This window comes from Streptomyces sp. NPDC002888 (genome assembly GCF_042888465.1).
Classification (GTDB): Bacteria; Actinomycetota; Actinomycetes; order Streptomycetales; family Streptomycetaceae; genus Streptomyces.
The window spans coordinates 59,004-82,633 of record NZ_JBIAPU010000032.1 but is presented as its reverse complement, the minus strand read 5'-3'; the positions used below and the strand labels follow the sequence as shown (position 1 = coordinate 82,633).

The following is a 23,630-nucleotide window of genomic DNA, read 5'->3' as shown; positions in this document are numbered from 1 at the left end:
CCCTTCAAGCAGAGGCTGGCTGGAGGCGGCCCATCTTCATGATGAGCTGCGAGGCCCGCCTCCACGGCCAGCCGAGGAGAAGACACTCCAGGCAAGTCACGACCATGCCGGAGCCCTGGCCTCCCGCCTGTCCCGTTGTCCGGCGGCGGACGCAATCGCACGCACCCGCCGACCGTTCGAGCAGATTCAGCAGGTGGAACTGCTGGAGATTTTTATTCCGGTGACGCTGTAGGTGTTCGTGAACACGGTTTCGGTATTCGGCGTCAGGCAGATCGAGGCCCCGTCCTGGAGCCTTAGATACGCCACGTCGTCGTTCCGGGTGTTCACGACGTGGTAATGCGGGCGGGACCTGACCGTCTGATAGGAACGGGTGACATCGCGGTACTTCGCGATCGGCGTGCCCGCGTTCCAGGCGTGCTCGTCCACGTAGAAGCAGACATAGGGGTACGGGCAGCCGTGGGTGGGGGGCTCCGCCTGGGCTGCCGATGCGCCGGTCGCGGACATGGCTGCGACGGCCACGCTCACGCCCGCGAGGGCGGCCGCCTTTCGGATGACGGACTTCATCAAACCTCCAAGAAATTGAGCAGATCGTCTGACACGGCAGCTGTAGATCGTGATCCGTTGCGGGTGCCGCTGGTCAGCAGGGGCGAGGCCGGTGGTGCGACGAGTACGGCGACCGGCATCGTGAGCGTGTGTGACGACGTATCAAGAGCGGTGGCCATGGAGGCAACCGTTGGTGCATGCGTGTCGGACATCGCCGATGCCGGTTGGTCGGTCCGGCCCTGGTCGGTGCGACACCAAGAGCATCGGCGGTCACCGGAGTCCGGCGCAACGACTGCCGCCCATTTGGCGACGGTGGAACCATCCCAGCCCATCTGACGTGCAAATATATGAGTGCCTGGGATGTGGGATCGCGGGCGGACGACGGGGGAACGGTGTCGATTCGGGACGATGTCGAGGAGTTCGCGGCGCTGCTGCGCCGGCTGAAGGACCGCACGGACCGGAGCTACGGCTCCCTGGCCCGCCGCCTCAACATGAACACCTCCACGCTGCACCGGTACTGCGCGGGCGAGGCGGTGCCGCAGGACTTCGCACCCGTGGAGCGGCTCGCGGCCTTCTGCGAGGCGACACCGGAGGAGCGGCTCGAGCTGCACCGGCTGTGGTTGTCGGCGGTGGCGGCTCGGCAGCGGGTACGTACGGCCGGTTCGGCGCAGGCGGCGGTTCCGGCACCGGCGCCGGACGAGGACGGGGAACTCGTCGAGGAGAGCAACTCCGCGGAGCAGCCCGGGGACGAGCCCGCCCCCTCCCCCACGCCCCGCACCTGGTACCGCCGCCGACGGGTCCTGGCGTCCACCGCCGTCGCGTGCGCGCTGCTCGTCACTCTGGGCACCACGTCCGCCCTGTCGGACGACCGCTCCTCCGAGGCGGACGCCTCCCGCTCCGCGGGCCCGCGGACGGCCGCCCCCGGCGCACCCCACCGCTCGGCGAAGCCGTCGGCCACCGCCTCCCCCTCCCCTTCCCGGAGCTCCGCGTCGCCCGGCCCCCGGCAGAAGACCCCCGCCCCGTCCGCCACCGGCAGCGGTCCCGCCTCGGCCGCGAAGCCGGCCACCGACCTGCCCCTCACCTGGAGCGCCGACTCCCAGGTCTGGGACAAGGGCTGCGGCCACGACTACGTCATCGACAAGCCGCCCGCGCAGGTGCCTCCGCCGCCGGTGCAGCAGGACGCAGAGGTGTGGGCGGCGACGCAGGGCGCAGTGCCCGGGCGGCAGACGAGGGTGCAGATCTCGGTGCAGGGGCGGTCCTCCACGGCCGTGGTCCTGGAGGCGCTCCGCGTCCGCATCGTCAGCCGCGGCAACCCGGCCGCCGGGATCGCGTACGCCATGGACCAGGGCTGCGGCGGCGAGCTCACGCCCCGCCGCTTCACCGTGAACCTCGACGTCGACCGCCCCATCGCCCGCCCGAAGGACGGCGCCGACAGCGAACACACCATCCCGGCCGCGCACTTCCCGTACCGCGTCTCCGCCGAGGACCCGGAGGTGCTGCTGGTCGACGCGACGACCCAGACCTACGACGCCCGCTGGTACCTCGAACTCGACTGGTCCTCCCAGGGCCGCACCGGCACGACCCGCATCGACGACCACGGCCGCCCGTTCCACACCACCAGCATCAAGGGAATGCCACGCTACTGGTACGGCACGAACGACGCAGGCGAGCGTGCCTGGGTCCCTTACAACAGCTACTAGAGAGTCCGTCTTCAAACGGATCTTGCCCAGAGCAGGAATGACAATTCGCGATCGACTTCACCCAGGACGCTGTGAGGTCGGGCTGCTTGCGGCCGCAGTTCTTGCCACCGACGTAGACGGCCCCTGCGCCGTAGAAGCCCGGCGTGCCAGACTTTCATTGCTTTCAGCGACGGCGCTGTGCAGGTGTCGAAGGCGCGGCCGGCGTACGTCTCCTGCGCAGGCCGGGTCTTGGCGGTCATCGAGGTCTGCGCCGCTGCCCCGGCACCCGCGACCACGCACGCAGCGCGCGTCGTGCCGCCGACGGTTCAGGACAAATGATCCGGCCCTGCGGTGTCTCCGGGACCCAGGCGCGTCGGCACATCGCGCCGCGAGCGACATCGGCCCGCGATCCGGGAACTCCCCGCTCCTCGATCACCGCAGGACTTCCCCAAGGCACGGCAAAGCCTCGGACGGGAGCGGATGCTTGACCTCGCTTTGAGGAATCGATGATCAGTCTGTGACCGACGGGCTCCTAGGGTCGCACCGGGTTCGGCGATCTTCCGGCCCCGCCGGCCAGGCCGCCGGACCTGTCTCCGTGTTTCCACGGCGCGCACTCCCGGCCCCGCCCAGACCCGGCGCACGGTGCACATTTCTTTTGAGGACTTCGATGCGTCTCCGCTCCCATGCCGTCAAGGTGCTCGCCGTCGTGGCTCTCCCGCTGAGCCTGGCCGCCTGCTCCTCCGGTTCCACGGATTCGTCCGGTGACTCGGCCGCCGCCGCGCCGACGAAGACCAAGGACCCCGACGCGGGGCTGATGACCGGGACACAGCTGAAGAAATCCCTGGCGCCCGCTTCGTACTTCCCCTCCGGATTCGCCGCCGACCCAAGCCTCGCCCGCGACACCGGCGACACCTATCAGGCACCGGCGACGAAGAACGCCGACAAGCCGCACTGCGCCGACCTGGCTGCCACGAGTTGGATCAGTCTCACCGGCGTGGAGGGCGTGTCGTTCGCGCAGAACTCCTATATCGCCAAGGACACGTCCGCCGAACTCGACCAGGAGATCGACGTCTATCGAGGTGCCACGGCCACCGACGTCCTGAAGGACCTGGCGAAGGTCGTTGCCGCATGCCCTAACTACACGGACACCGACACCCACAGCAAGGTCACGGTCACGGGTGCTGCCACGACAGGGCTCGGGGACGAGGCGTACACCATCACCCTCACCGACACCGCCTGGGAGAACGGCACCACGTTGATCGCCGCCCGCGCGGGCACGGCCGTCGTCAGCGTGCTGTCCACGGACGGCGGCGACAACGGGGCCATGAGCGCGAAGAAGCTGGCGGAGCACATCCTGGTCACGCTGAAGGACAAGAGCGGCACCGCCGGCCAGAGCTGACCGCCCCACGGCGGTGGGTCGTATGGTCAAAATGGGTGGCCGGCCCTTGTACGCCGCGGCCCGCTGGGCAACATGCCCGGGGTCTGGCACTTCAACGCTGACGTTCAGCAACGGGCACCCCGGAACGGAGCGGTGGTTTCCGGCAGCTCCCAGTCGAAGACGGCGAGGAGCTGCTCACGCGGGCTCGGTGTCGGCCGGTCGGGCGACGGGTGGACTGGCAGGAGATCGTCCACCAGGGACTGCAGGTATGCCCCGACGAGCTCGTCCTTGCTGGGGAACCTCACACAGGGAACTCGACACCCCCACGCTCCCCGCGGACGAAGCGGCCGCGCCGCCGGTGGCATCAGCTCCCTGAACCACTCCCCGAGGGCGGTATGGGATCTGGCTGTCCAGCGGGCGAGGGTGACCTCGATCGGGGTGTTCGGGCAGTCGGCGAGGGTGTCGGTGAGCGCGGCCTGCTCGGTCGGGTCGATGGCGAGGCCCCAGCGGGCCTTGATGGCGACCCAGTCGGTGGCGTAGGTGCAGTGGTAGCCGGCGGCCGGGGCTGCCAGGTGGCGGGGTCCTGGTCGGCCTTGGAGCGGTTGGAGGCTGCGGAGACCGCGATCAGCGCGCGCGGGTCGTCGATGTCGTTTGCGTAGGCCTCGCGTTCCGTCGCGCTCCAGGCGGAGGCGCCGGAGTCCCAGGCTTCGGCTCTTGCGCGAGGCGCTGCCGCTGCGGCTGATTCTGCTGATGATCGCCTGTCAGAGGGCCGGTGGTCGGATCCACCTGAGCCAGGAGGAGATGGCGCACGTCCTGAACGTGGCGCGTACCAAGGCGAACGAGGCCCTGGGCGAAATCATGTCCCACGGGATCGTCTCCGGGTGAAGCGTGGCGTCTACCAGTTCAACCCGCCGTGCTTCTATCGGGTCGCGGAGTCCATCCCGAGCACGGAGACGGTGCAGGCGGAGTACCTGAGGGTCGACCAGTACGAGACCATCGCGGAGATCCGTGCGGACGAGAGCCTGCCCGACCTGGTACGCGTCCCCTCGCTGGAGAGGATGCGCCAGGAGATCGAACGGATGCGTGAGGAAGGGGCGAACATGCGTGCTGAGCGGTGTCAGGAACGGGCGGCACGCAAGGAGAAGGGGACAGAGCATTGAGCGCTCTGCATTTCGCCGCAGTCAACACGGAGGGCGTCGTCGCCGACCTGGACCCGCTGCCGCGCGGCCTACCGGATGCTGCTGAAGCTGCGGGCCCACAGCGAGGCCGGCGGCCGTATCGAGATCGGCCAGAGCGCCACCACCCAGGTGCTCGGGCTGAGCCGGGGGCCGCGGCCAACGCGGCCATTGCGCGACCTGGACCTGACGCGGCTGGTGAAGAAGCAGCGCGCGGGCGTCTACCAGCTCGACCCCATGCCCGCCGCCTACCTCGCGCCCGAGGATGCCATCGCGGCCGTCCAGGCCATGCCGAAAACCGAGCACCTGAACTCCCCAAGCTTCAACCGCTGCCGCAGGGCCGTCACCGCCTACCAGGACCAGCTCGCCGAGAAGCGCCGGCCGGGAAGACGCCAAGCGCCGCCAGGCCCTCAAAGCCGTCTCCTGATCCCAGCCGTCCAGCCGCCGACGTGGCGCTGCACCGTGAGGTGCAGCGCCGTTCTCGGGCGGCCATGAGATCCACCGGCCGGCCTGCCTTGCCCTCCGGCTGCGACATCTCGGGCAGCTCACGGTGCTCCCGCTCGGCCCTGGATGATCGGGTGATGGCCTCGGTGTACTGGTCACGGAACCAGCGCCTGGCGTCCAGCACGATGACACCATCCTTCACCTGCAACAGGCCCAGCCGCTGGTACCTGGGTCAGCGGGGGCGGGACCCGCTGGCGAGCTCCATGTAGAAGACGTAGCGGATCACGTCCAGGTAGGAATAGAAGATCCGCTGGATGCCGGTACCAGTGTTGAGCGTGAAGGGCTGGACGCCGGCATTGTTGAGTGCGCGGTACACCCAGCCTGACAGGTTGCTCCATTGCTGCTGGAGGGCGACGTTCTCATCGCCCATCTGGACGAGGGAGTGGTTAAGGATGTTGTATCGGATGTTGTCGAAGATGCGGCCGAAGCGCGCAGCCTCGGAAGTCGCCTGGATGACCGTGGTCAGGGCGCTTCCCAGGATGTGATGGCCGTTCGGGGCGCCCGGGATGAGGAGCTGGTTGGCCCTGCCGATCTGCTGCAGGGCGTTGTCGATGCCCGGCCCGGCGACACGGGCGGTGCGTCGATTGTCCTGGCCACCGCTGGGAAGCGATGTGTAGTTGCCGTTCCACGGCAGCTCGTTCGACGTCACACCCAGGATGGCGTTGAACCTCGCGCGCCGTCCTTCGTTGAACGCGTAGTGGCCGCCGTTGGGACCGGCCTGGTAGAAGCCGGCCAGGTAGAGGTCGTTGGGCCAGAAGTACAGGGCCCCGATGTAGTTGCCGTTGCGGTGCAGACTTACCTGGAAGAGCGCGTCCTGCCGGGTCGTGGTCTCGTCGAGAGTGTCCCGGAAGAAGTCGTGGCCGGTCACGCGGTGCATGGCCGCAATCATGTTCCAGTACTGCTCGTGCGCGTGCTGTCCACCGCCGGCAAGGTCACTGATGTCCCAGTCGTGCACGGTCAGGTAGCGGTCGGGGTCGGCGTGCGCGGCAGGCGCCGCCAGTCCGGCCAGGCCTATGGATAAGGCGAGAGCCACCACGGCGCCGAGCAGGCGCCGTTTGACCGTTCTCAATCTCTCCCACAGGGACATATAAGCTCCTTCTGGCCACACAGGGCCCTTCCAGGATTGTTCGGTCCATGCCACGCTACTGAGCGATGATCCCGATCACTTATCTGTCCGCGCACGACTCCTTGCCCATGAGTGCCTGTGGGTGCCTGCGTCGGCGGTCGACGGCTCGGGCGGATCTGCCCGGCCTGTGGCGGTCGGCTGAGGCCGGCTGCTCAGCAGGGCACCGTGTACTGCTCATCCGTACGTCGTTCCAGGCGTGAGAACAGCGTGTGGCAGCCGGCAGTACGCGCCACCACTTCGGTCGACGACCGCAGCGGCAAACTCGTCATGCAGTCGCCGCTGTCCTGCTGCTGCCCTCGGTGCAGCAGGCGTCGGCTGCGTGCAGCGTGGCCCTCGTGCAGCAACTGCTGCACTGCAGAGGGCTGACCTGCTGCACGCGCAGCACCCGTGCGCCGCCCGGGTTGTGCAAATGCTGCGCTGTGCCTACGACGCCACCTCGGCCACCATCCGACGACCGGCCCGGGCGCCCCCTGACCACTGGGCCGGGCACTCAACGGGGCTCAGGGGAACTCAGGGGATGTCGCACACACTCAACCCCGCTGCCCCTTGGTGACGTTGCTCAGGCGCGGGGTGCCCTCACGCCCGTATGCCAGATGCCGGCAGCGCCACGGAACGCCAGTGCATCTGCGGGTGTGCGGGCAGCGGCCTCCTGCTGGAACATGGACGTAGAGGTGATCGTCATGGGCAGGGCCGGCGGCAAGGCAGGGACCCCTGACATCTGAGGCGGCCTCGCGGGTGCAGTCGGCGGCCGCGAAGTCCGCCGACGGAAGTTGGCGTGGCGGCTCGCCATAGGCATCGCGGTCAGCTGTCCGAGTTGCCACAGCCGCCGGGCTACGCCAACCGGCCGCGGCCGCCCGAGGGTTACCCCGTGATCGGGGACTCTGCGGTGCAGCCGCCGACGGTCACCAGGCCCTTGGCACTCTGTTCATCGAGCACCTTGCCCTTGTAGGTGATCTTGCACGCGACCTGGGCACCTTCGGGGTCCGCGGCGACCGGCATGACCGCCGCGGGCATGATGCCGCGCAGCGTGACCGTCTTCACCCAGGGCAGCTTGGGCTTCGAAACCGACTCGACCTTCGGCTCCATGGCCGTACCACCGCCGCCGTGGAAGTCGATCGAGTCGACGTTCTTCCCCGTGACCTCATAGGTGACTTCGTACGTCTCGTCCACTGCCTTGTCGACCTGGTCGACCGCCTCGGAACAGGAGCTGAGGCCGAGCGCGAGGCCCGCGACGGCGACGGCGCGGACGACGGCGCGGATGGTGCGGTTCATAGGGATCCCCCCGGATCGTGAAGTCAGATCCGCAGCCAATCGCAAAGAGAAAGTAAAGTCAAATTGTCATGAGACCCAACGAATTCGCAGTAAAGAGGGATCCAGTAGAACAAGGTGAAGGCGCCGCCACTGTCGTGATGTCGGCGCCTTCGTCCGGTTCACAGTGTCCCGACTTCGGGCCATGCTGACCAATGAGTGTTCGATGGGTCTGAGGGTGGCAGCGAGAGGGGTCTCCGGTGGCGAGCACCTCGGCGATCCGCCGGAACGGCCTCATGATCACTGGGCACGGTGTCACCAAGATCGCTCCACGTCCGGTCGTGGGGCCACAACCAGTTCCTGCTGGGTCGGGATCACTCACAGTGCGGCCGCTCGGTCATACAGGGATGAAACTCGGCCACCAGGGCGGGACATGTCCCGGGCATCGAGGGTCAGGGTAGGAGTCCACCATGCCAAGCCACGTCACCAGGAACCACGTGACGCACACGGTGAAGAGGAGCCCTGCCATCAGTGCTGCGCTTCGGTGACGTCTTCCCAGGGTGCCGTACAGGACGACCCAGGAAACGGCTACCGCGATCCATATGAGAGGGGCGAGAAACAGCAAAGTCATGCTGCTGGCCGCTGCGTTGACGCCGACGTCACACGCCGCCCACGCCCTCCCGATAGTGGCGATGGAGACCATCGAGGCCAGACCCCCGAAGAGGACGCCGCGCAGAATCCCTCTGGACCAGGGTCTTGGAGGTCTCGCCGGCCCAGCTTCCACCATCGCCTGACTCCCCTCGTCGGAAGGGCGGAGACTACCGGAGCGTTGGAAGCGGTCAGTCGCGGTGTCGTTCCCAGCAGATCGCGAGGCGTTTGGACTGGTGCGGCAGGGCGAAGTCCGCTCGACGACATGGCGGAGCTTGCCCAGGCCCTGGATGTTCGGGCTGCTCTTGCGGAAGATTACCGGCAGATCTTTCTCTTCGTTCTGACGAACGCCGAGGTCTACCGCTGACGGACGATCACCTCCTGCCGACCGTACGGAACCGCCGGGCCCGTTCCGGGTGTCGTAAGCGCCGTATAAGCTCAGGGCCCCCTCAAGTGCCCTGTATTGGCAGAGGAGTTCGGCATCGCATCGGGGAGGCTCCCATGACTACCAGCGCAGGCGACTTACTGAGCCCACTGGGACCGCAGGACCCGCGAGAAACCGCTGGTTACCGACTGCAGGCGCGGATCGGTGAAGGCGGCATGGGCACCGTCTACCTCTCGCACACCCGCGGCGGCCAGCCGGTCGCGCTGAAGGTGATCCGCCGCGAGTACGGCCAGGACCAGGAGTTCCGCCGCCGTTTCGAGCAGGAGGTCCAGGCGGCCCGCCGGGTGCAGGGCTACCACATCGTATCGGTGGTCGATCACGACACGACAGGCGAACTTCCCTGGCTGGCCTCGGCGTTCATTGCGGGTATCCCGCTGCACAACGCGCTCGCGGCGTTCGGTCCACTGCCGCTGCCCGCGGTCTTCCAGCTGGTCGGCTGCACAGCCCGCGCCCTGTCCGCGATCCATGCGGCAGGCGTCGTCCACCGCGACCTCAAGCCCAGCAATATCCTTTTGGGCTCCCAGGGCCCGTACGTCATCGACTTCGGCATCGCACGCGCCGCCGACGCCACCCAGCTCACCCGGTCCGGCGGTGTGATCGGCACCCCGCAGTACATGTCGCCGGAGCACGCGCTGGGCGAGCAGGTCGGCCCGGCAACCGACGTCTTCTCGCTCGGCCTGATCGCGGCTGTCGCAGCCGCGGGACGCCATCCGTACGGCGACGGCGGCGCCATCACGATCGCCGCCCAGATCGCGAACACGGCCCATCGCCCGCCCCGGCTCGGCGGGTACGACGACAAGCTGCGCCCCCTGCTGGAACGCTGCTTGACAGCGGACCCGGAGGAGCGCATCAGCACGGAGGAGCTGGCTGCGCGCTGTCAGGAGCTGGCCGGCCGCCTGCTCAGCGACTTCGGCGACTGGCTCCCGGCCCCGCTCGCCGCCGAGATCGTCCGCCGCAAGCAGGCCGCGCAGACCCCACCCCCGCCGACAGTTCCTCCGATCCCGACGGCCGCCCCGACAGCACCCCCTGAGGCCACCCCCACGACACCGCCGCCGTCCCCGGCCACCGACCGCGGGTCAACCGGGGTGAACGGGGCGACCGGGCCGGAGGTTCCGACCGCGACGCCTACCGAGGGCTTCGGCCCAGCGGGTTCGGTACCCACGCCGGGCTACGGCTCCCCGCCGCCTGCCACCGGCACCGGCACCGGCACCGGCACCTACAACTTCACCCCGGCCAACCCCACCTCGGCCTCGCCCGCTCCCGCGAGGCGCCGGGGCCTGAAGATGGCCCTCATCGCTGCCGCCCTGGTCCTCGCGGTGGGCGCGGGTGCGGCGGGGGCCGTGTGGGTGCTCGGCAAGGACGACAACGGCCGAGGCAGCGACCAGGCGGACGGCAGCGGCAGCTCGGCGAGCTCGACGTCCAGCGCGTCCGGGACCGACACGGGCGGGACACCGGGCAACGGAGAGGGGGCGCCGACGCCGACCAAGTCCCCGTCGGCGCCGGCGAATGCGTCGTACGAGCTGAAATTCGAGGGCAGGGACTTTACGCTCCGCACGCCCACCACGCTCGGCTACACCGCCGTCGACCTCGACGAGCCGAAGGCCGACACCGAGGGCGAGATGGACGACGCGCTGCTGGACATGACCGTTGAGGACACCGAGTGGACGTTCGAGACCACGATGGGCAAGAGCGCGGGCACCACGGCCGAGGAGTGCCGGGAGGGAGCGGAGACGGATGTCCTGCCCTCCACCGTGGACCCCGACTCCTTCGGGGAGAAGGCGTTGATCAGCAAGGGCGCCCGCCTCTGCACGGTCACCAAAGACGGCAACCTCGCCATGTACGAGATCACCGGGCTGACCGCGTCTCGGTGGAGCTTTGAGGTGCCCACCGTCCAGGGCACGCTGACCCTCTGGAAGATCACCGAATAGGCCCACGCACGTGACGGGGTGCCCCGGGTCAGCGGCGCAGCGCGGTGGCGTACGTAGGCCTGCCCTGCAATCTGACGGTCCTCGGGCCCACGTACGCTCCCCGCTCTCCCGCACGCTTCAACTGTCCCGGATGATCACCTGCTACCGATCACGCCCACCGGCCCACTTCCGCCGCCTTCACGGCACGGGAGGTGGCATCGGCGATCGGATCGGTGTAGACGGCCTCCTCCCAGGCGTATCCCCCGACCTGCAGCGGCCCCGCGGGGGCGATGGCGTCATGGGTGCTCTTCCAGACCTTGACGAGTTCCTCGGAGCGGGGATGCCCCGGAAGCGGCCCGCTCCCCGGCTCCCCGGCTCCCCGGCTCCCCGAGGAATTCGACCGCGTGATGGTAGGGCAGCGACACACCGGTCGTCGCCCGCAGCGGGCCCTGGGGGAACCCCTCGAACATCGCGATCGAGTGAGCCCGCTCTTCAGGTCCCGCGCCGCCAAACCGGGCCAAATCACGCATCACAGACGCCATACGATCCGCCACCCTCGGCTCCCTGACCCAATCTTCAGAACGGAGGCATGGGGACTGCGCGCACACTCGACCCCCGAACTGTGTGGCCCCACCACATGTGCGCCTGACCTGCGCGTTTCTACGGTGTCCGGACAGCTACCCGTCCCCACCGCACACGAGGAAGTGGCGCACATGGCCCCCGCAACCACCGCTCCCCCACCCCCCGCCAGCCTCAAGCGCATCGTCGCCGCCAGCCTCATCGGCACCACCATCGAGTGGTACGACTTCTTCCTGTACGGCTCGGCTGCCGCGCTCGTGTTCAATCAGCTGTTCTTTCCGGACTCCGATCCGCTGGTCGGGACGTTGTTGTCGTTTCTGACGTATGCCGTGGGGTTCGCGGCGCGACCGTTGGGTGCTTTGGTGTTCGGGCATTACGGTGACCGGCTCGGGCGGAAGAAGTTGCTGGTGCTGAGCCTGTTGCTGATGGGCGGGGCGACGTTCGCGATCGGACTGTTGCCGACGCATGCGACCGTCGGGACCGCCGCGCCCGTGCTGCTGACCTTGCTGCGGCTGGTTCAGGGGTTCGCGCTCGGCGGGGAGTGGGGCGGCGCCGTGTTGCTGGTTTCCGAGCACGGGGACGCGCGGCGGCGTGGGTTCTGGGCGTCGTGGCCGCAGACCGGCGCCCCGGCCGGACAGCTCCTCGCGACCGGCGTGCTGTCTCTGCTGACCGCTGTGCTCTCCGACGACGCCTTCGGCAGTTGGGGCTGGCGCGTCCCGTTCCTGCTCTCCGGAGTGCTGGTGATCGTCGGTTTGTGGATTCGTCTGTCTGTCGATGAATCGCCGGTCTTCAAGCGGGCGTTGGCCCAGGCCGAGGCGCGCAAGGCGGCGCGGGCGGACGAGGCCGAGAAGCTGCCGCTCGTCTCCGTGCTGCGCCACCACTGGCGGGACGTGCTGATCGCGATGGGCGCCCGCATGGCGGAGAACATCTCCTACTACGTCATCACGGCCTTCATCCTCGTCTACGCCACCACATCGGCCGGCGTCTCCAAGCAGACCGCGCTCAACGCCGTGCTCATCGCCTCCGCCGTGCACTTCGCGGTGATCCCGGCCTGGGGTGCGCTGTCCGACCGGGTCGGGCGGCGGCCGGTGTATCTGGTCGGCGCGGCGGGTGTGGGGCTGTGGATGTTTCCCTTCTTCTCGCTGGTCGACACCGGCGGCTTCGGCAACCTGATCCTCGCCGTGACCGTGGGCCTGGTGATGCACGGTGCGATGTACGCGCCCCAGGCCGCCTTCTTCTCCGAGATGTTCGCGACCCGGATGCGCTACTCCGGCGCCTCCATCGGCGCGCAGTTCGCCTCGGTCGCCGCGGGCGCGCCCGCCCCGCTGATCGCCACCGCGCTGCTGTCCGACTACGGCAGCTCCACGCCGATCGCGTTGTACGTGATCGCGGCGGCCGTGCTGACCCTCGTCGCCGTGGGCGTGGCGAAGGAGACCCGTCACCGGGATCTGGCCGACGTCGAGCCTTCCGTGGACGCCGAACCCGCGACGGCCGACGCTGCGGACGCCCGTACTGCCTGACCCCTCCACGGCCGGCCCCCGTACCACCTGCGTACGGGGGTCAGTGCTGGGGCTGGGTCGGTGCTGCCAACCGGTGCAGCCGCAGGGCGAGTTGTATCTCCAGGGCACGGGCCGGGTTCTGCCAGTCGTCGCCGAGGAGTCGGCCGACGCGCTCCAGGCGCTGGGCGACCGTGTTGACGTGGACGTGCAGTTCGTCCTTGGTGCGGGCCGGGCTCATGCCGCAGGCGAAGTACGCGTCGAGGGTGCGCAGCAGGTCGGTGCCGCGTCTGTCGTCGTAGGCGACCACCCGGCCGATGGTGCGCTCGATGAAGCCGGCGATGTCCCGGTCGCCGGCCAGCAGCAGTCCCAGGAAGCCGAAGTCCTCGGCGGCGGCGCCGTCGCCGGAGCGGCCGAGCAGGCGCAGGGCGTCGAGGCAGCGGCGGCCCTCCGCGTAGGCGGTGGCCACGGTGTCGGGGTGGGTGGCGAGATCCTCGACGGGTCCGGAGGCGCCGACGGTGACCGCCTCGTGGACAGCCGTGCCCAGTTGGAGTGCGGTGCGGCGGGCGAGGTCGGTGGCGGTGTCGTCGGGGGCGAGGGGGAGCAGCAGGACGGTGCCGCCGTCGCGGGCGGCGGCCAGTCCGTGCCGGGTCGCGGCGAGGTGGGAGGCCGCGGACCACAGGCGTCTGCGGGCGGCCGCCTCCTGCTCGGCGTCGGCCGCCGCGCCGTCGAGGCGGGCGGCGAGGACGACGTGGATGGTGTCGAGGTCGGCGCGCAGCCGGGAGGCACGCTCGCGCAGCAGGCGGGGGTCCCGGTCGCGGGCGTCGAGCAGGTCGTCGAGGAGTTCGCCGCGGACACGCTGTTCGGCCTCTGCGGCGGAGCGCCTGGCCAGGAGCACCAGTGAGGTGACCATCGCGGCGCGCTCCAGGGTGCGCTGGTCGACGGGGTCGAGGCCGGGGTGGCCGTGCAGGACGAGCGCGCCGAGCAGTTCGCCGCCCGCGGCCACGGCGGCGATCCAGTCGTCCTCGTGCAGCACCGCGTGCCCGTCTGCGCGGGAAGCCTCCAGAGCCGCGGCCGGTGTGGCGGCGGCCTCGGTGAACTCGACGGCGCCGTCGAGGACCTGGGAGACCGCGGCGGCCACGTCGTGCACCCCGCCGCCGCGCAGGACGAGTTCGGCGAGCCGGTCATGGACGTCGGAGGCGCGCTCGATGACCGCGCTGCGGTCCTGGATGATCTCGTTGGCACGCTCCAGGTCGGCCAGGGCGGAGCGGGTCTCGGTGAGCAGGTTGGCGGTGTCGATGGCGGCCGCGGCGAGCGCGGCGAAGGAGCCGAGCAGGGCGATCTGCTCCCGCTCGAAGACACGGGCCCGGCGGTCGGCGGCGAAGAGCACCCCGATGACGTGCGGCCCGAGCATCAGCGGCACCCCGCAGATGGCCACCAGCCCCTCGTCCCGGACGCCCGCGTCGATGGTGGTGGTGTGCTGGAAGCGCTCGTCCTGGAAGTAGTCGTCGGTGACGTACGGGCGGGCTGTCTGGGCGACGAGGCCACCGAGCCCCTCCCCCATGCCGAGCCGCAGCTGCTGGAAACGGGCCGCGACCGAGCCCTCGGTGACCCGCATGTAGGTGTCGCCCCTGACCGGGTCGTTCAGGCTGAGGTAGGCGACGTCCGTACCGAGCAGGGACCGCGCGCGCTGCACGATCGCCTGGAGCACGGCGTCCAGGTCCCTGAGGCCCGCCAGGTCATGGGCCGTTTCGAAGAGAGCGGACAGCTCGGCCTCCCGCCTGCGCCGTCCCTCCAGCTCCGAGCGCACGCGCAGGGCGAGGCGCTGGGCGTGTTCGAGGGCTTCGATCCGCTCGGTCGGCAGGCCCTCGGCGCGGGCGAGCAGCACGGGCCGCTCGTACGCGTCGGCGCCCGCGCCCCGGGCCAGCAGCTCGAGGAACGGCGCCTCGGCGCTGCTGCCCGAGGGCGTCGGAGCGTCGCCGTTGGTGCGCTCCGCCGACTGCACGTGATCGCTGGACATGCTCACAGGATTCACCATGACCGGCCCGTCCCGTCAGCCCTGTGGACAACTCCGGGTCTCATGGGACACACCGGTTCAGTGTGCGGTCCAGCCGCCGTCGAGGGCCAGCGAAGTGCCGGTGACGAAGGAGGCCTGCGGGCTGCACAGATAGGCCACGGCCTCGGCGACCTCCGCCGGTTCGACAAGCCGCTTCACCGCGCTGTCCTGGAGCAGCACCTCGGACAGCACGCGCTCCTCGGGGATGCCGTGCGCCGTCGCCTGGTCGGCGATCTGCCTCTCGACCAGCGGGGTGCGCACATAGCCGGGGTTCACACAGTTGGAGGTGACGCCGTGGGGCGCGCCTTCGAGTGCCGCGGTCTTGGACAGCCCCTCCAGGCCGTGCTTGGCGGCCACGTAGGCCGACTTGTAGGCCGAGGCGCGCAGCCCGTGCACCGAGGAGACGTTGACGATGCGGCCCCACCCCTGCCCGTACATGTGGGGCAGGGCGCCGCGAATGAGTCGGAACGGTGCCTCCAGCATCACGGTGAGCACGGTGTGGAAGACGTCGGGCGGGAACTCCTCGATGGGGCGCACCAGTTGCAGTCCCGCGTTGTTGACGAGGACGTCGGCGCCCGCGGCGGAGAGCTCGGCGGCGTCCAGGTCGGTCAGGTCGAGGACGTGCGGTTCGACGCTGCCCGGCAGACCCGCGGACCTGGACTGCTCGGTCAGCGCGTCCAGGCCCGTGGTGTCCCGGTCGACCGCTCTCACCTTGGCCCCGGCGGCCGCCAGCCGCAGCACGCAGGCGCGGCCGATGCCTCCGGCGGCACCGGTGACGAGGGCGGTGCGGCCGCCGAGGTCGAGCGTGGGAGCGGGGAGGCCGGGCAGGGCACTGGGCGGGGTCATGCCTCGACCCTAGGCAGCGCCCCTGCCCCGCCCCATATGGTCATCGCCCATACTTCAGAGGGAACTCGTGGTGTCGAACCATGTGGGGACGTCCGACAGTGCCTGCTTGATCCGGAACAGGCCGAATTCGTTCAGGTCCGGCAGGGCGTCCACCTCGAACCACCCCACCTCCAGCGACTCGTCGTCGTTGACGCGGGCCTCGCCACCCACGGCCCGGCAGCGGAAGGTGATGTCCATGTACTGGCAGACGTCACCGTTTGTGTACGTGACCGGCTCCAGCGCCTGGACGAGCACGACCCGCTCGACGACACAGCGCACCGCGGTCTCCTCGTAAACCTCCCGCTCGGCACAGACCGCCGGCTGCTCTCCCGGGTCCGGGATGCCCCCGACCACCGACCACTTCCCGGTGTCGGAGCGGCGGCCGAGCAGTACTCGGCCATCGTCGTCGAAGACGATTGCGGTGACCCCGGGCAGCCAGAGCAGTTGGCTCCCGGCGGTCGCCCGGAGCGTACGGATGAAGTCAGGAGTAGCCATAGGACCGACCCTAGCGGGCCGGTCCTATGGGGCCGGTCGGGTTCAGGGGCGGGCAACCGGCGTACGACTACACGCCACCGGCGCGCCGCCCGCGCACACCGGCGCCGATGGCCCAGCCGAGTCCGCCCGCGGCGACCAGCAGCAGGGCGATCTCCGGCAGGACGCCCATCCGCGTGGCGGGGGTCTGCGAGGAGCGCAGCGGCACCTTCTGCACCAGGGAGTCGGCCACGAACATGCCGGTCTTCTGGGTGATCTTCCCGTCCGGCATGATGATCGCGCTGACGCCGCTGGTCACCGGCACGGTGACGGTGCGGCTGTGCTCGACGGCGCGGACACGGGACATGGCGAGCTGCTGGTAGGTCATCTCGCTGCGGTCGAAGGTCGCGTTGTTGCTCGGCACCGAGATGATCTGTGCGCCGTCGGTGACGGTGTCGCGCACGGCCCAGTCGAAGGCCGCCTCGTAGCAGGTGACGAGGCCGACCTTGGCGTTGGCCATGGCGAACACGCCCGGCTTGCTGCCCCGGCTGAAGTCCTGGCGGACCATGCTGGTCCAGTCCTTGTTGATGGCGCCGATGATCGGGCGCAGCGGGAGGAACTCGCCGAAGGGCTGGATCTGCCGCTTGTCGTAGGTGTCGGTCGGGCCCTTGACCGGGTCCCACAGGATCTGCTCGTTGAGCAGCTTGCCGTCGCGTTCGACGACACCGCCGACCGAGATGGGCGCGCCGATCGCCTTGGCGGCGCCGTCGATGACCGCGCGCGCGTCGGCGTTGGCGAAGGGGTCGATGTCGGAGGAGTTCTCCGGCCACAGCACGAGGTCGGGCCGGGCCATCTTGCCGGCCTTGACCTGCGCGGCCAGCCGTTCGGTCTCACGCGCGTGGTAGTCGAGCACGGCACGCCGCTGAGCGTTGAAGTCCAGCCCGAGGCGGGGGACGTTGCCCTGGATGAGGGCGACGGTGGTGGTGCCGTTCTCGGCCTTGTCGCTGACCAGCGGACGCGCGGCCACGGCGCCCACCACCGGGACGGCGACGCTCAGGAGGGCCACCGCCGCGGCGGACCGTCGCACGGCGCGCGTGCGGCGCCCTTCGAGGACGACGCGTACGGCCTCGTACAGGCCGAAGCCGCACAGGACGACCGCGAAGCCGAGCACCGGGGTGCCGCCGAGGGCCGCGAGCGGCAGGAAGACACCGTCCGCCTGGCCGAAGGCGATCTTGCCCCAGGGGAAGCCGCGGAAGGGCACACGCGCGCGTGCCGCCTCGCCGGCGATCCACAGCGCGGCCGCCCACACCGGCCAGGCGGGCAACCTCGAGACCGCGGCGACGCCCGCGCCGACCAGCGCGACGAAGAGCGCTTCGATGACCGCCAGCGCGATCCAGGGCCCGGGGCCGACCTCCACGCCGGTCCACACCAGCAGCGGCAGCAGGAAACCCAGGCCGAAGAGGTAGCCGAGGCCCAGGCCCGCCTTCCAGCTGCGGCCGTGCAGCACCCAGCCGAGGACGGCGAAGGCCGGCAGGGCCAGCCACCACAGGGTGCGCGGCGGGAAACTGACGTACAGCAGCACTCCGGAGAGCGCCGCGGCGGCGGCCGGGACGAAGCGCGCGAGCCGCGCGCCGCGCGATGCGGGCGCGGGCTGCGGCCGCGCCTGGTCCGACTGGTCCACGGAGGTTGCGGTGACGGTCACTCCGGGAGTGTACGGCGGGTGACCACCGTGCCGACAGCGCGGTCCGCGCGGTGGCACCGCACGCTTCGGGCCACACCAGGGACACTCGGAGCCCCACGAGGCGCATCGTTCCTGCGCAACTCGGTCCAACACATCCACAAACGGCCCATCAGCGGTTACGGTGTGCCGGGGCCCGTGGCGCGTGATCAAGTCACGGCAGGCTTTGGTTCACGGCCGGTGGGGCGGCCGGGTTCAGGGGGCGGAGTGGGTTCCACGGGGATGACGTCCATGGTCGGTCCGGATGCGGCCGACGCGAGACGAAACGTTTCTGACGCGGCAGGCGTGGTGGTGCTCGGGGCCTGTGCGGCCTGGTCCCTGATCACCGCGGCCGCGCACGACGGTCGCCCCGAGGGCATGCTGCTCGCGGTTCTCGCGGTGGCCGCGGGCTACGCCGCCGGACGGATCTTCGGAGCGCTCCTGCCGGTCGCCGCGCCCTGCGTCGGAGCGCTGACCGGGGTGGGCCTGACCATCGCCGTCCCACATCTCTCGCCTGGTCCCGAGCTCGTCGGACCGCTCGGGCACGCGGGTGCCACCGCGGCCGTGCTGACCCTCTCCACCGGTGCCGCCTGCTGTGCCGCCTGGGCCACCCCGGTGCCCGCGCTGCGGGTCGCGCTGCGCGTGGTGGCCGTGGGGATCGCCGTGACCGCTGCCGCCCTCGGTTCGACGACCGCGGTCGTCACGTGCGCCGCGGTGCTGCTGTGCTCACTCGCCGCCGGACGCATGCGCCACCGCGGTGCCGGCCTCGCCGGACTGGCCCTGGCGACGGCCCTGGTGACGGGGCTGACCTGCGCGGCGGCCGGGAGAGCGCTACCGGGCGGGCTCGCCTCGACCCTGGAGGACGAGCTCACGCCCCACCGGATCGACCTGTGGCACGACGCGCTGCACCTGGCACGTCAGGACGCGGCCCTGGGCGTGGGTCCCGGCCGCTTCGGGGAGCTCAGCTCGACGGCAGGCCAGTCCCTGCCGTCCGACGGCAAGCCGCACTCGGCGCTCCTGCAGCAGGCGGCCGAGCAGGGCGTCGTCGGCGTCGCGCTCCTCGCGGCGGCGTTCTGCTGGGTGCTGATCGCGCTGTGGCGCACCCCCCGCCCCACACCGGTCGCGCTGACCGCCGGCGCGGCGCTGACGGGCCTCGCGGCCATCGCCACGGTCGGCAACGCGCTGAGCTTCACCGCGGTGTCGGTGGGCGCGGGCCTGCTGGCCGGCCTGGCCACGGCACGTCCGCTCGCCGAGGAGCCGGGCGCGGGACGGGAGGGGCACGCGCGCGGGGTGACCGACTGAGCTAGGGGGCGTCGTTTGGATCACCCCGGGTCCGCGACGCCTGGCACGGCTCCCCCACGCTCGGCTTCTCCCCCACTCTCGGCTTCGCTCGAGCGGGAGGTACCCCCACCGCGGGAGGGGCCCCCACCGCCGCGTTGTCGCATCACCCGAGTACGCCCAGTACGCAGGTCATGCTCCGCCTTGCGATGCACCGCCCCAGACGCCGCGGCCAGATCCGAGGTGGTCCGAACGACACCCCCTGGTGAGCCGAGCAGGCACGCGTGATTGCCGCACGGTCCGTCACCTCAGGGCGCCCTGGCGTCAGTGCGCCGGCGTCGTCGGTCGCAGTCGGGCCCTGATGGCCTGTACGGCTGCTTCCGCGTTGTCCACGGTGATCGTGAAGGAGTGTCCGTTCCACAGGCGCAGCACCACGCCCTCACCGCGCCGTACGACGACCGCGGTGCCCTTCTCGGGCCGCCACCGGTAGCCCCAGCCGCCCCAGTGGCGCGGGGTGACGTCCGGGTCGAAGTCGGCGCCCGCGACGTGCGAGAGGGGGATGCGGCGGCGCGGCACGCCGATGTGGCCGCAGCGCACCTCCACACACTCCCTGTCGAGCTTGAGGTCCACGTGGACGAAGGCGAGGGTGCCGAAGAGGACCAGCAGTCCGGCCGCGATGCAGCCGACGACGGACACGACGAGCGCGATTCCGGAGCTCCAGGCGGAGTCCACCGCCAGCTCGATGCCGAGTGCCATGCAGGCCGCGCCGAACAGCGCCAGCAACCACTGCGCCCGGTTCGTGGCGCGCCCGGTCCAGACATCGGGGTGTGGAGTGTCCTCACCATGGGGGTGGTGGTCCATGGCTATGAGGTTACTCAGGTTTCGCTGCGCGGGTACCACGTCGCAGAGGGTGACTCCGCCGGCCGTGCACACGCTGGGCCAGGCGTGTCCCCTGGTGTGCGTGGGTCACGGAGCCGGGGTGACCGCCTGCAGGATCCGGCCCTCCTCGTAGGCCAGGGCGGGCGTGGGCAGCGCGCCCTCGCGACCGCTCAGCAGCACCGTCACCGTGCCGAGGGGAGTCGCCTCCGGCGCCGGGCCGGAACCGATCCGGCGCAGCGCCTGCGCGGCGACCGCCCCGGCGGAGCCGTGCAGGACGAGCCGAGGCATCCCGGGCCGCTGCACGGCGGCACGGATACGCTCGACGACCAGTTCGTAATGGGTGCAGCCCAGGACGACGGTCGTTACGTCATCGGGAGTCAGGGCGGCGGCCGCGGTGATGGCCGCATCGATCGCCGCCTCGTCCGCGTGCTCCACCGCCTCGGCGAGGCCCCAGCACGGCACCTCGGCGACGTCCACGCCATCGGCGAAGTCCCGGATGAGGGCCTTCTGGTAGGGGCTGCCGGTGGTGGCGGGCGTGGCCCAGATCGCGACGGGGCCGCCACCGGCCGCGGCCGGCTTGATCGCCGGGACGGTGCCGATCACCGGGATGGCCGGTTCCAGATGGGCGCGCAGGGTGGGCAGGGCGTGCACGGTCGCGGTGTTGCAGCCGATGATGAGGGCGTCCGGCCCGTGGGCGGCGGCGGCCTCGGCGACGGCCAGGGCGCGCTCGGTGAGGTCCTGCGGGGTGCGCGGCCCCCAGGGCATGCCGTCGGGGTCGAGGGAGAGCACGAGATCCGCGTCGGGTCGCAGGCGCCGTACCGCGGCGGTGGCCGCCAGCAGCCCGATTCCGGAGTCCATGAGCGCGATCTTCACCCGGCCACGATAGACGATGTCCCCCGAAGGGCCGGTCGGGTGGGGCAAACTGCGCGGGTGAGCGCCTTCGTGTGGATCGCCGCCGCGTCACTCGCCGCCTGGCTGTGGTTGCTGCTCTGCCAGGGCTTCTTCTGGCGTACGGACGTGAGACTGCCGCCCTTCGCTGACTCACAGGTCAGCGACCCGCACATCAGCGATCCGCCCCACGGCATTCCGTCCGTCAGCGGACTGCCCGTCAGCGATGCGCCCCACAGCGACCCGCCGGGCGATCAGCCGGAGTGGCCCTCCGTCTGCGTCGTCGTCCCCGCGCGTGATGAGGCCGCCGTCCTGCCGTCGAGCCTTCCGTCGCTGCTCGCCCAGGACTACCCGGGCCGGGCGGAGGTCTTCCTCGTCGACGACGGCAGTACGGACGGCACCGGGGAGCTCGCGCACGAGCTGGCCCGGCGACACGGCGGGCTGCCGCTCACGGTGGGCTCGCCGGGCGAGCCACCCGCGGGCTGGACCGGGAAGCTGTGGGCGGTGCGCCACGGCATCGGCCTGGCACGCGCGCGTGAGCCCGAGTACTTCCTGCTCACCGACGCCGACATCGCACACGCGCCGGACAGCCTGCGCGGGCTGGTGGCGGCGGCGCGCACCGGCGGCTTCGACGTCGTCTCGCAGATGGCCCGGCTGCGGGTGGAGAGCCTGTGGGAGCGGCTAGTGGTGCCGGCGTTCGTCTACTTCTTCGCCCAGCTGTATCCGTTTCGCCGGATCGGAAGGAAAGGGACGCGGACGGCGGCAGCTGCGGGCGGCTGTGTCCTGCTGCGGACCGAGACCGCCGAGCGGGTGCGGATCCCGGACGCCATCCGGCACGCGGTCATCGACGACGTGGCGCTGGCGCGTGCCGTGAAGGGCGACGGAGGGCACATCTGGCTGGGGCTGGCCGAGCGGGTCGACAGCGTGCGCCCTTACCCGCGCTTGCACGACCTGTGGCGGATGGTCTCACGCAGCGCCTACGCGCAGCTGCGGCACAGCCTTGCGCTGCTGGCAGGCACGGTGGCCGGGCTCGCGCTGGTGTACCTGGTGCCGCCCGCGGCCGTGGTCGTAGGCCTGATCGCGGGGAGTGCGACAGTGGCGGTGCTCGGCGCCCTGGCGTGGCTGGTGATGACGGGGACGTACATGCCGATGCTCCGCTACTACCGCCAGCCGCTGTGGCTGGCCCCACTGCTGCCGTTCACGGCGTTGCTGTATCTCCTGATGACGGTCGACTCCGCGGTGCAGCACTACCGGGGGCGCGGTGCGGCCTGGAAGGGCCGCACCTACGCCCGCCCGGACACCGTGCCCGACGAGGGCTGACCCGCGTCGCCGTCCGGCCCTCGTCACTTCCTGCCGGGCGTCCAGTTCATCCCCCACCCGTACGCGTGGTCGACCGTGCGCTGCGGGCTCACCCCGCGCTCGGGCACCAGGTAGCGGGCCTCGCGCTGGACGACGAGATCGCCGCCGGTGTTGGTGATGAGCGCGAGCGCGCACACCGTCGACGGGACGGTGCACTCGTCCAGGGAGAAGTCGACCGGAGCGCCGTACTGCGGCTGGAGCGTGACCGTGGCGTGCAGGTCGGCGAAGGACCGGGCGCCCTCGTAGACGGTCACGAAGATGAGGATGCGGCGGAAGTCCCGGATGTGGTCGAGGTTGACGGTGAGGTTCTCGCCGCTGGACATGGCACCCGTGCGGTCGTCGCCGTCGAGGTGGATGTACGGCGGCTGGTGCAGGGATCCGAAGGCGTTGCCGAGGGCCTGTACGACACCCTTGCGACCGTCGGCGAGCTCGAAGAGCGCGCACAGGTCGAGGTCGAGGTCGGCGTGGAGCGCGACCGCCCGGCCGCGCTTGCTGCCCCACCCCGAGAACTGCTTGCGCACCTCCCAGTTGAGGTTCACGCGCAGGGAGCCGGACGTGCCGCCCTGCTTGGTCAGCGAGACCGACGGGGCGGCCTTGGTGAGCGTGACCTTGCTCAGGCTCACGGGCGTCGTGGGCGGTGCCGGTGGCGGGGGCGGGGCGTTGTGGACCGGCGGGGGCACGGTGACCGGAGGGGCGACAGGTGGCGGCGTGGTGACCGGGGGCGCGACCGGCGGGGCGGGGGCCGCCGCCGGTGCCGTGTGCTGCGGCTCGTCGACCGTGATGCCGAAGTCCGTGGCCAGGCCCGCGAGTCCGCTGCTGTAGCCCTGGCCGACGGCGCGGAACTTCCAGGCGCCCTGACGGCGATAGAACTCACCGAGCACGAAAGCGGTTTCGACGGTTGCGCCGGTGCTGTCGAAGCGAGCGGCCACGGCTCCCTGGGCGGCGTCCCTGACCTCGATGTAGAGGTCCTGCACCTGTCCGAACGTGCCCCCGTCTGCGGACGCGGCCAGGACCACGGTCTCGATCGCGGGCTCCACGCGCGCGAGGTCGACGACAAGGGTGTCGGTGACCTGGCCGCCGGCGTCGCGTTTGCCCTCGTGGCGGACCGCGCCGGACGAGTGCGCGGGCTGGTTGTAGAAGACGAAGTCCGCGTCGGAACGGACCTTTCCGGCCACCAGCATCAGGGCCGAGGCGTCGGCGTCCGGGCCACCCGGTCCGGAGCGCCAGCCCAGTTCCACGCGTAGTGCCGTCGTCGGCACCGGAACGTTCGACCCTTTCGGCATCGACATGTCTGCCCCCATCACCTGTCACCGTCCGCGCCGGAGGAGTCCCGGCCGTCCGTCGGGTTCCGTACCCGGCCAACCTATTG

Annotated in this window: 21 protein-coding genes and 2 pseudogenes; 9 read left to right on the top strand and 14 right to left on the bottom strand. The window is 70.7% G+C overall.

Annotation, left to right across the window (positions count from 1 at the left end; all coding sequences use genetic code 11):
* Positions 1-186 precede the first annotated feature (186 nt).
* Complete coding sequence (locus ACFYWX_RS38510) at positions 187-564, bottom strand: hypothetical protein (RefSeq protein WP_389429629.1); 378 nt, start codon at positions 562-564, stop codon at positions 187-189.
* A gap of 326 nt (positions 565-890) precedes the next feature.
* Between ACFYWX_RS38510 and ACFYWX_RS38505 the strand changes: the two genes are divergently transcribed.
* Positions 891-2,243: a helix-turn-helix domain-containing protein gene (locus ACFYWX_RS38505; protein ID WP_389429627.1), complete on the top strand. Its 1,353-nt coding sequence runs from the start codon at positions 891-893 to the stop codon at positions 2,241-2,243.
* 49 nt (positions 2,244-2,292) lie between these two features.
* Here the strand turns inward: ACFYWX_RS38505 and ACFYWX_RS38500 are convergent.
* Positions 2,293-2,482, bottom strand: a pseudogene (locus tag ACFYWX_RS38500) (peptidoglycan-binding protein); the annotation flags it as partial.
* A 407-nt stretch (positions 2,483-2,889) separates the two neighbouring features.
* Between ACFYWX_RS38500 and ACFYWX_RS38495 the strand changes: the two are divergent.
* Positions 2,890-3,621 (top strand): hypothetical protein, encoded by a 732-nt coding sequence (locus ACFYWX_RS38495; RefSeq protein WP_389429626.1) that lies wholly within the window; start codon positions 2,890-2,892, stop codon positions 3,619-3,621.
* 104 nt (positions 3,622-3,725) lie between these two features.
* Here the strand turns inward: ACFYWX_RS38495 and ACFYWX_RS38490 are convergent, their stop codons facing one another.
* Together ACFYWX_RS38490 and ACFYWX_RS38485 are read right to left on the bottom strand one after the other, a co-directional pair.
* Positions 3,726-3,905 (bottom strand): hypothetical protein, encoded by a 180-nt coding sequence (locus tag ACFYWX_RS38490; RefSeq protein WP_389429625.1) that lies wholly within the window; start codon positions 3,903-3,905, stop codon positions 3,726-3,728.
* A 108-nt stretch (positions 3,906-4,013) separates the two neighbouring features.
* Positions 4,014-4,312: pseudogene (locus ACFYWX_RS38485) on the bottom strand (DUF1524 domain-containing protein); the annotation flags it as partial.
* Between the two features lie 2 nt (positions 4,313-4,314).
* Between ACFYWX_RS38485 and ACFYWX_RS38480 the strand changes: the two are divergent.
* The 3 genes from ACFYWX_RS38480 (at position 4,315) to ACFYWX_RS38470 (ending at position 5,270) form a co-directional block, all read left to right on the top strand.
* Complete coding sequence (locus ACFYWX_RS38480) at positions 4,315-4,485, top strand: hypothetical protein (RefSeq protein WP_389429624.1); 171 nt, start codon at positions 4,315-4,317, stop codon at positions 4,483-4,485.
* Positions 4,482-4,760, top strand: coding sequence for a hypothetical protein (locus ACFYWX_RS38475; RefSeq protein WP_389429622.1), 279 nt, complete (start codon positions 4,482-4,484; stop codon positions 4,758-4,760). The genes ACFYWX_RS38480 and ACFYWX_RS38475 overlap by 4 nt, the downstream gene beginning before the upstream one ends.
* Before the next feature lie 75 nt (positions 4,761-4,835).
* Complete coding sequence (locus ACFYWX_RS38470; RefSeq protein WP_389429620.1) at positions 4,836-5,270, top strand: MarR family transcriptional regulator; 435 nt, start codon at positions 4,836-4,838, stop codon at positions 5,268-5,270.
* Positions 5,271-5,451: 181 nt separating this feature from the next.
* Here the strand turns inward: ACFYWX_RS38470 and ACFYWX_RS38465 are convergent, their stop codons facing one another.
* The 3 genes from ACFYWX_RS38465 to ACFYWX_RS38455 all read right to left on the bottom strand — a co-directional run bounded on the left by ACFYWX_RS38465 (position 5,452) and on the right by ACFYWX_RS38455 (position 7,677).
* Complete coding sequence (locus ACFYWX_RS38465; RefSeq protein WP_389429618.1) at positions 5,452-6,366, bottom strand: ribosome-inactivating family protein; 915 nt, start codon at positions 6,364-6,366, stop codon at positions 5,452-5,454.
* A 191-nt stretch (positions 6,367-6,557) separates the two neighbouring features.
* Positions 6,558-6,758, bottom strand: a complete 201-nt coding sequence (locus ACFYWX_RS38460) for a hypothetical protein (protein WP_389429616.1) — start codon at positions 6,756-6,758, stop codon at positions 6,558-6,560.
* 508 nt (positions 6,759-7,266) lie between these two features.
* The gene (locus ACFYWX_RS38455) at positions 7,267-7,677 is read right to left on the bottom strand and encodes an MmpS family transport accessory protein (RefSeq protein ID WP_389429614.1); all 411 of its coding nucleotides are present in this window, start codon (positions 7,675-7,677) and stop codon (positions 7,267-7,269) included.
* Between the two features lie 1,125 nt (positions 7,678-8,802).
* Between ACFYWX_RS38455 and ACFYWX_RS38450 the strand changes: the two genes are divergently transcribed.
* Both ACFYWX_RS38450 and ACFYWX_RS38445 read left to right on the top strand, forming a co-directional pair.
* Positions 8,803-10,674 (top strand): serine/threonine-protein kinase, encoded by a 1,872-nt coding sequence (locus ACFYWX_RS38450; RefSeq protein WP_389429613.1) that lies wholly within the window; start codon positions 8,803-8,805, stop codon positions 10,672-10,674.
* Positions 10,675-11,366: 692 nt separating this feature from the next.
* Entirely contained in the window at positions 11,367-12,752 is a 1,386-nt protein-coding gene (locus ACFYWX_RS38445; protein WP_389429611.1) for an MFS transporter, read from the top strand.
* A gap of 40 nt (positions 12,753-12,792) precedes the next feature.
* Here the strand turns inward: ACFYWX_RS38445 and ACFYWX_RS38440 are convergent, their stop codons facing one another.
* The 4 genes from ACFYWX_RS38440 to lnt form a co-directional block, all read right to left on the bottom strand.
* Positions 12,793-14,748, bottom strand: a complete 1,956-nt coding sequence (locus tag ACFYWX_RS38440) for a helix-turn-helix domain-containing protein (protein ID WP_389429610.1) — start codon at positions 14,746-14,748, stop codon at positions 12,793-12,795.
* Positions 14,749-14,823: 75 nt separating this feature from the next.
* The gene (locus ACFYWX_RS38435) at positions 14,824-15,630 is read right to left on the bottom strand and encodes a 3-hydroxybutyrate dehydrogenase (RefSeq protein WP_389429608.1); all 807 of its coding nucleotides are present in this window, start codon (positions 15,628-15,630) and stop codon (positions 14,824-14,826) included.
* 54 nt (positions 15,631-15,684) lie between these two features.
* Entirely contained in the window at positions 15,685-16,164 is a 480-nt protein-coding gene (locus ACFYWX_RS38430; RefSeq protein ID WP_389429607.1) for an NUDIX domain-containing protein, read from the bottom strand.
* A 67-nt stretch (positions 16,165-16,231) separates the two neighbouring features.
* A complete protein-coding gene (lnt, locus tag ACFYWX_RS38425) occupies positions 16,232-17,842 on the bottom strand; it encodes an apolipoprotein N-acyltransferase (RefSeq protein ID WP_389429606.1) in 1,611 nt (536 codons plus the stop codon).
* Positions 17,843-18,109: 267 nt separating this feature from the next.
* Between lnt and ACFYWX_RS38420 the strand changes: the two genes are divergently transcribed.
* On the top strand, positions 18,110-19,159 hold the full coding sequence (locus tag ACFYWX_RS38420) for an O-antigen ligase family protein (RefSeq protein ID WP_389429604.1): 1,050 nt from the start codon (positions 18,110-18,112) through the stop codon (positions 19,157-19,159).
* A gap of 300 nt (positions 19,160-19,459) precedes the next feature.
* On the opposite strand, the gene ACFYWX_RS38415 is transcribed toward ACFYWX_RS38420, so the two are convergent.
* Positions 19,460-19,996 (bottom strand): hypothetical protein, encoded by a 537-nt coding sequence (locus ACFYWX_RS38415; protein WP_389429603.1) that lies wholly within the window; start codon positions 19,994-19,996, stop codon positions 19,460-19,462.
* A 105-nt stretch (positions 19,997-20,101) separates the two neighbouring features.
* Entirely contained in the window at positions 20,102-20,887 is a 786-nt protein-coding gene (locus ACFYWX_RS38410; RefSeq protein WP_389429601.1) for a glutamate racemase, read from the bottom strand.
* Between the two features lie 39 nt (positions 20,888-20,926).
* Here ACFYWX_RS38410 and ACFYWX_RS38405 point away from each other — a divergent pair, with 39 nt between their 5' ends.
* Positions 20,927-22,222, top strand: a complete 1,296-nt coding sequence (locus tag ACFYWX_RS38405; RefSeq protein ID WP_389429599.1) for a glycosyltransferase — start codon at positions 20,927-20,929, stop codon at positions 22,220-22,222.
* Between the two features lie 23 nt (positions 22,223-22,245).
* Here the strand turns inward: ACFYWX_RS38405 and ACFYWX_RS38400 are convergent, their stop codons facing one another.
* Positions 22,246-23,550 (bottom strand): TerD family protein, encoded by a 1,305-nt coding sequence (locus ACFYWX_RS38400; protein ID WP_389429597.1) that lies wholly within the window; start codon positions 23,548-23,550, stop codon positions 22,246-22,248.
* Positions 23,551-23,630: the final 80 nt, after the last annotated feature.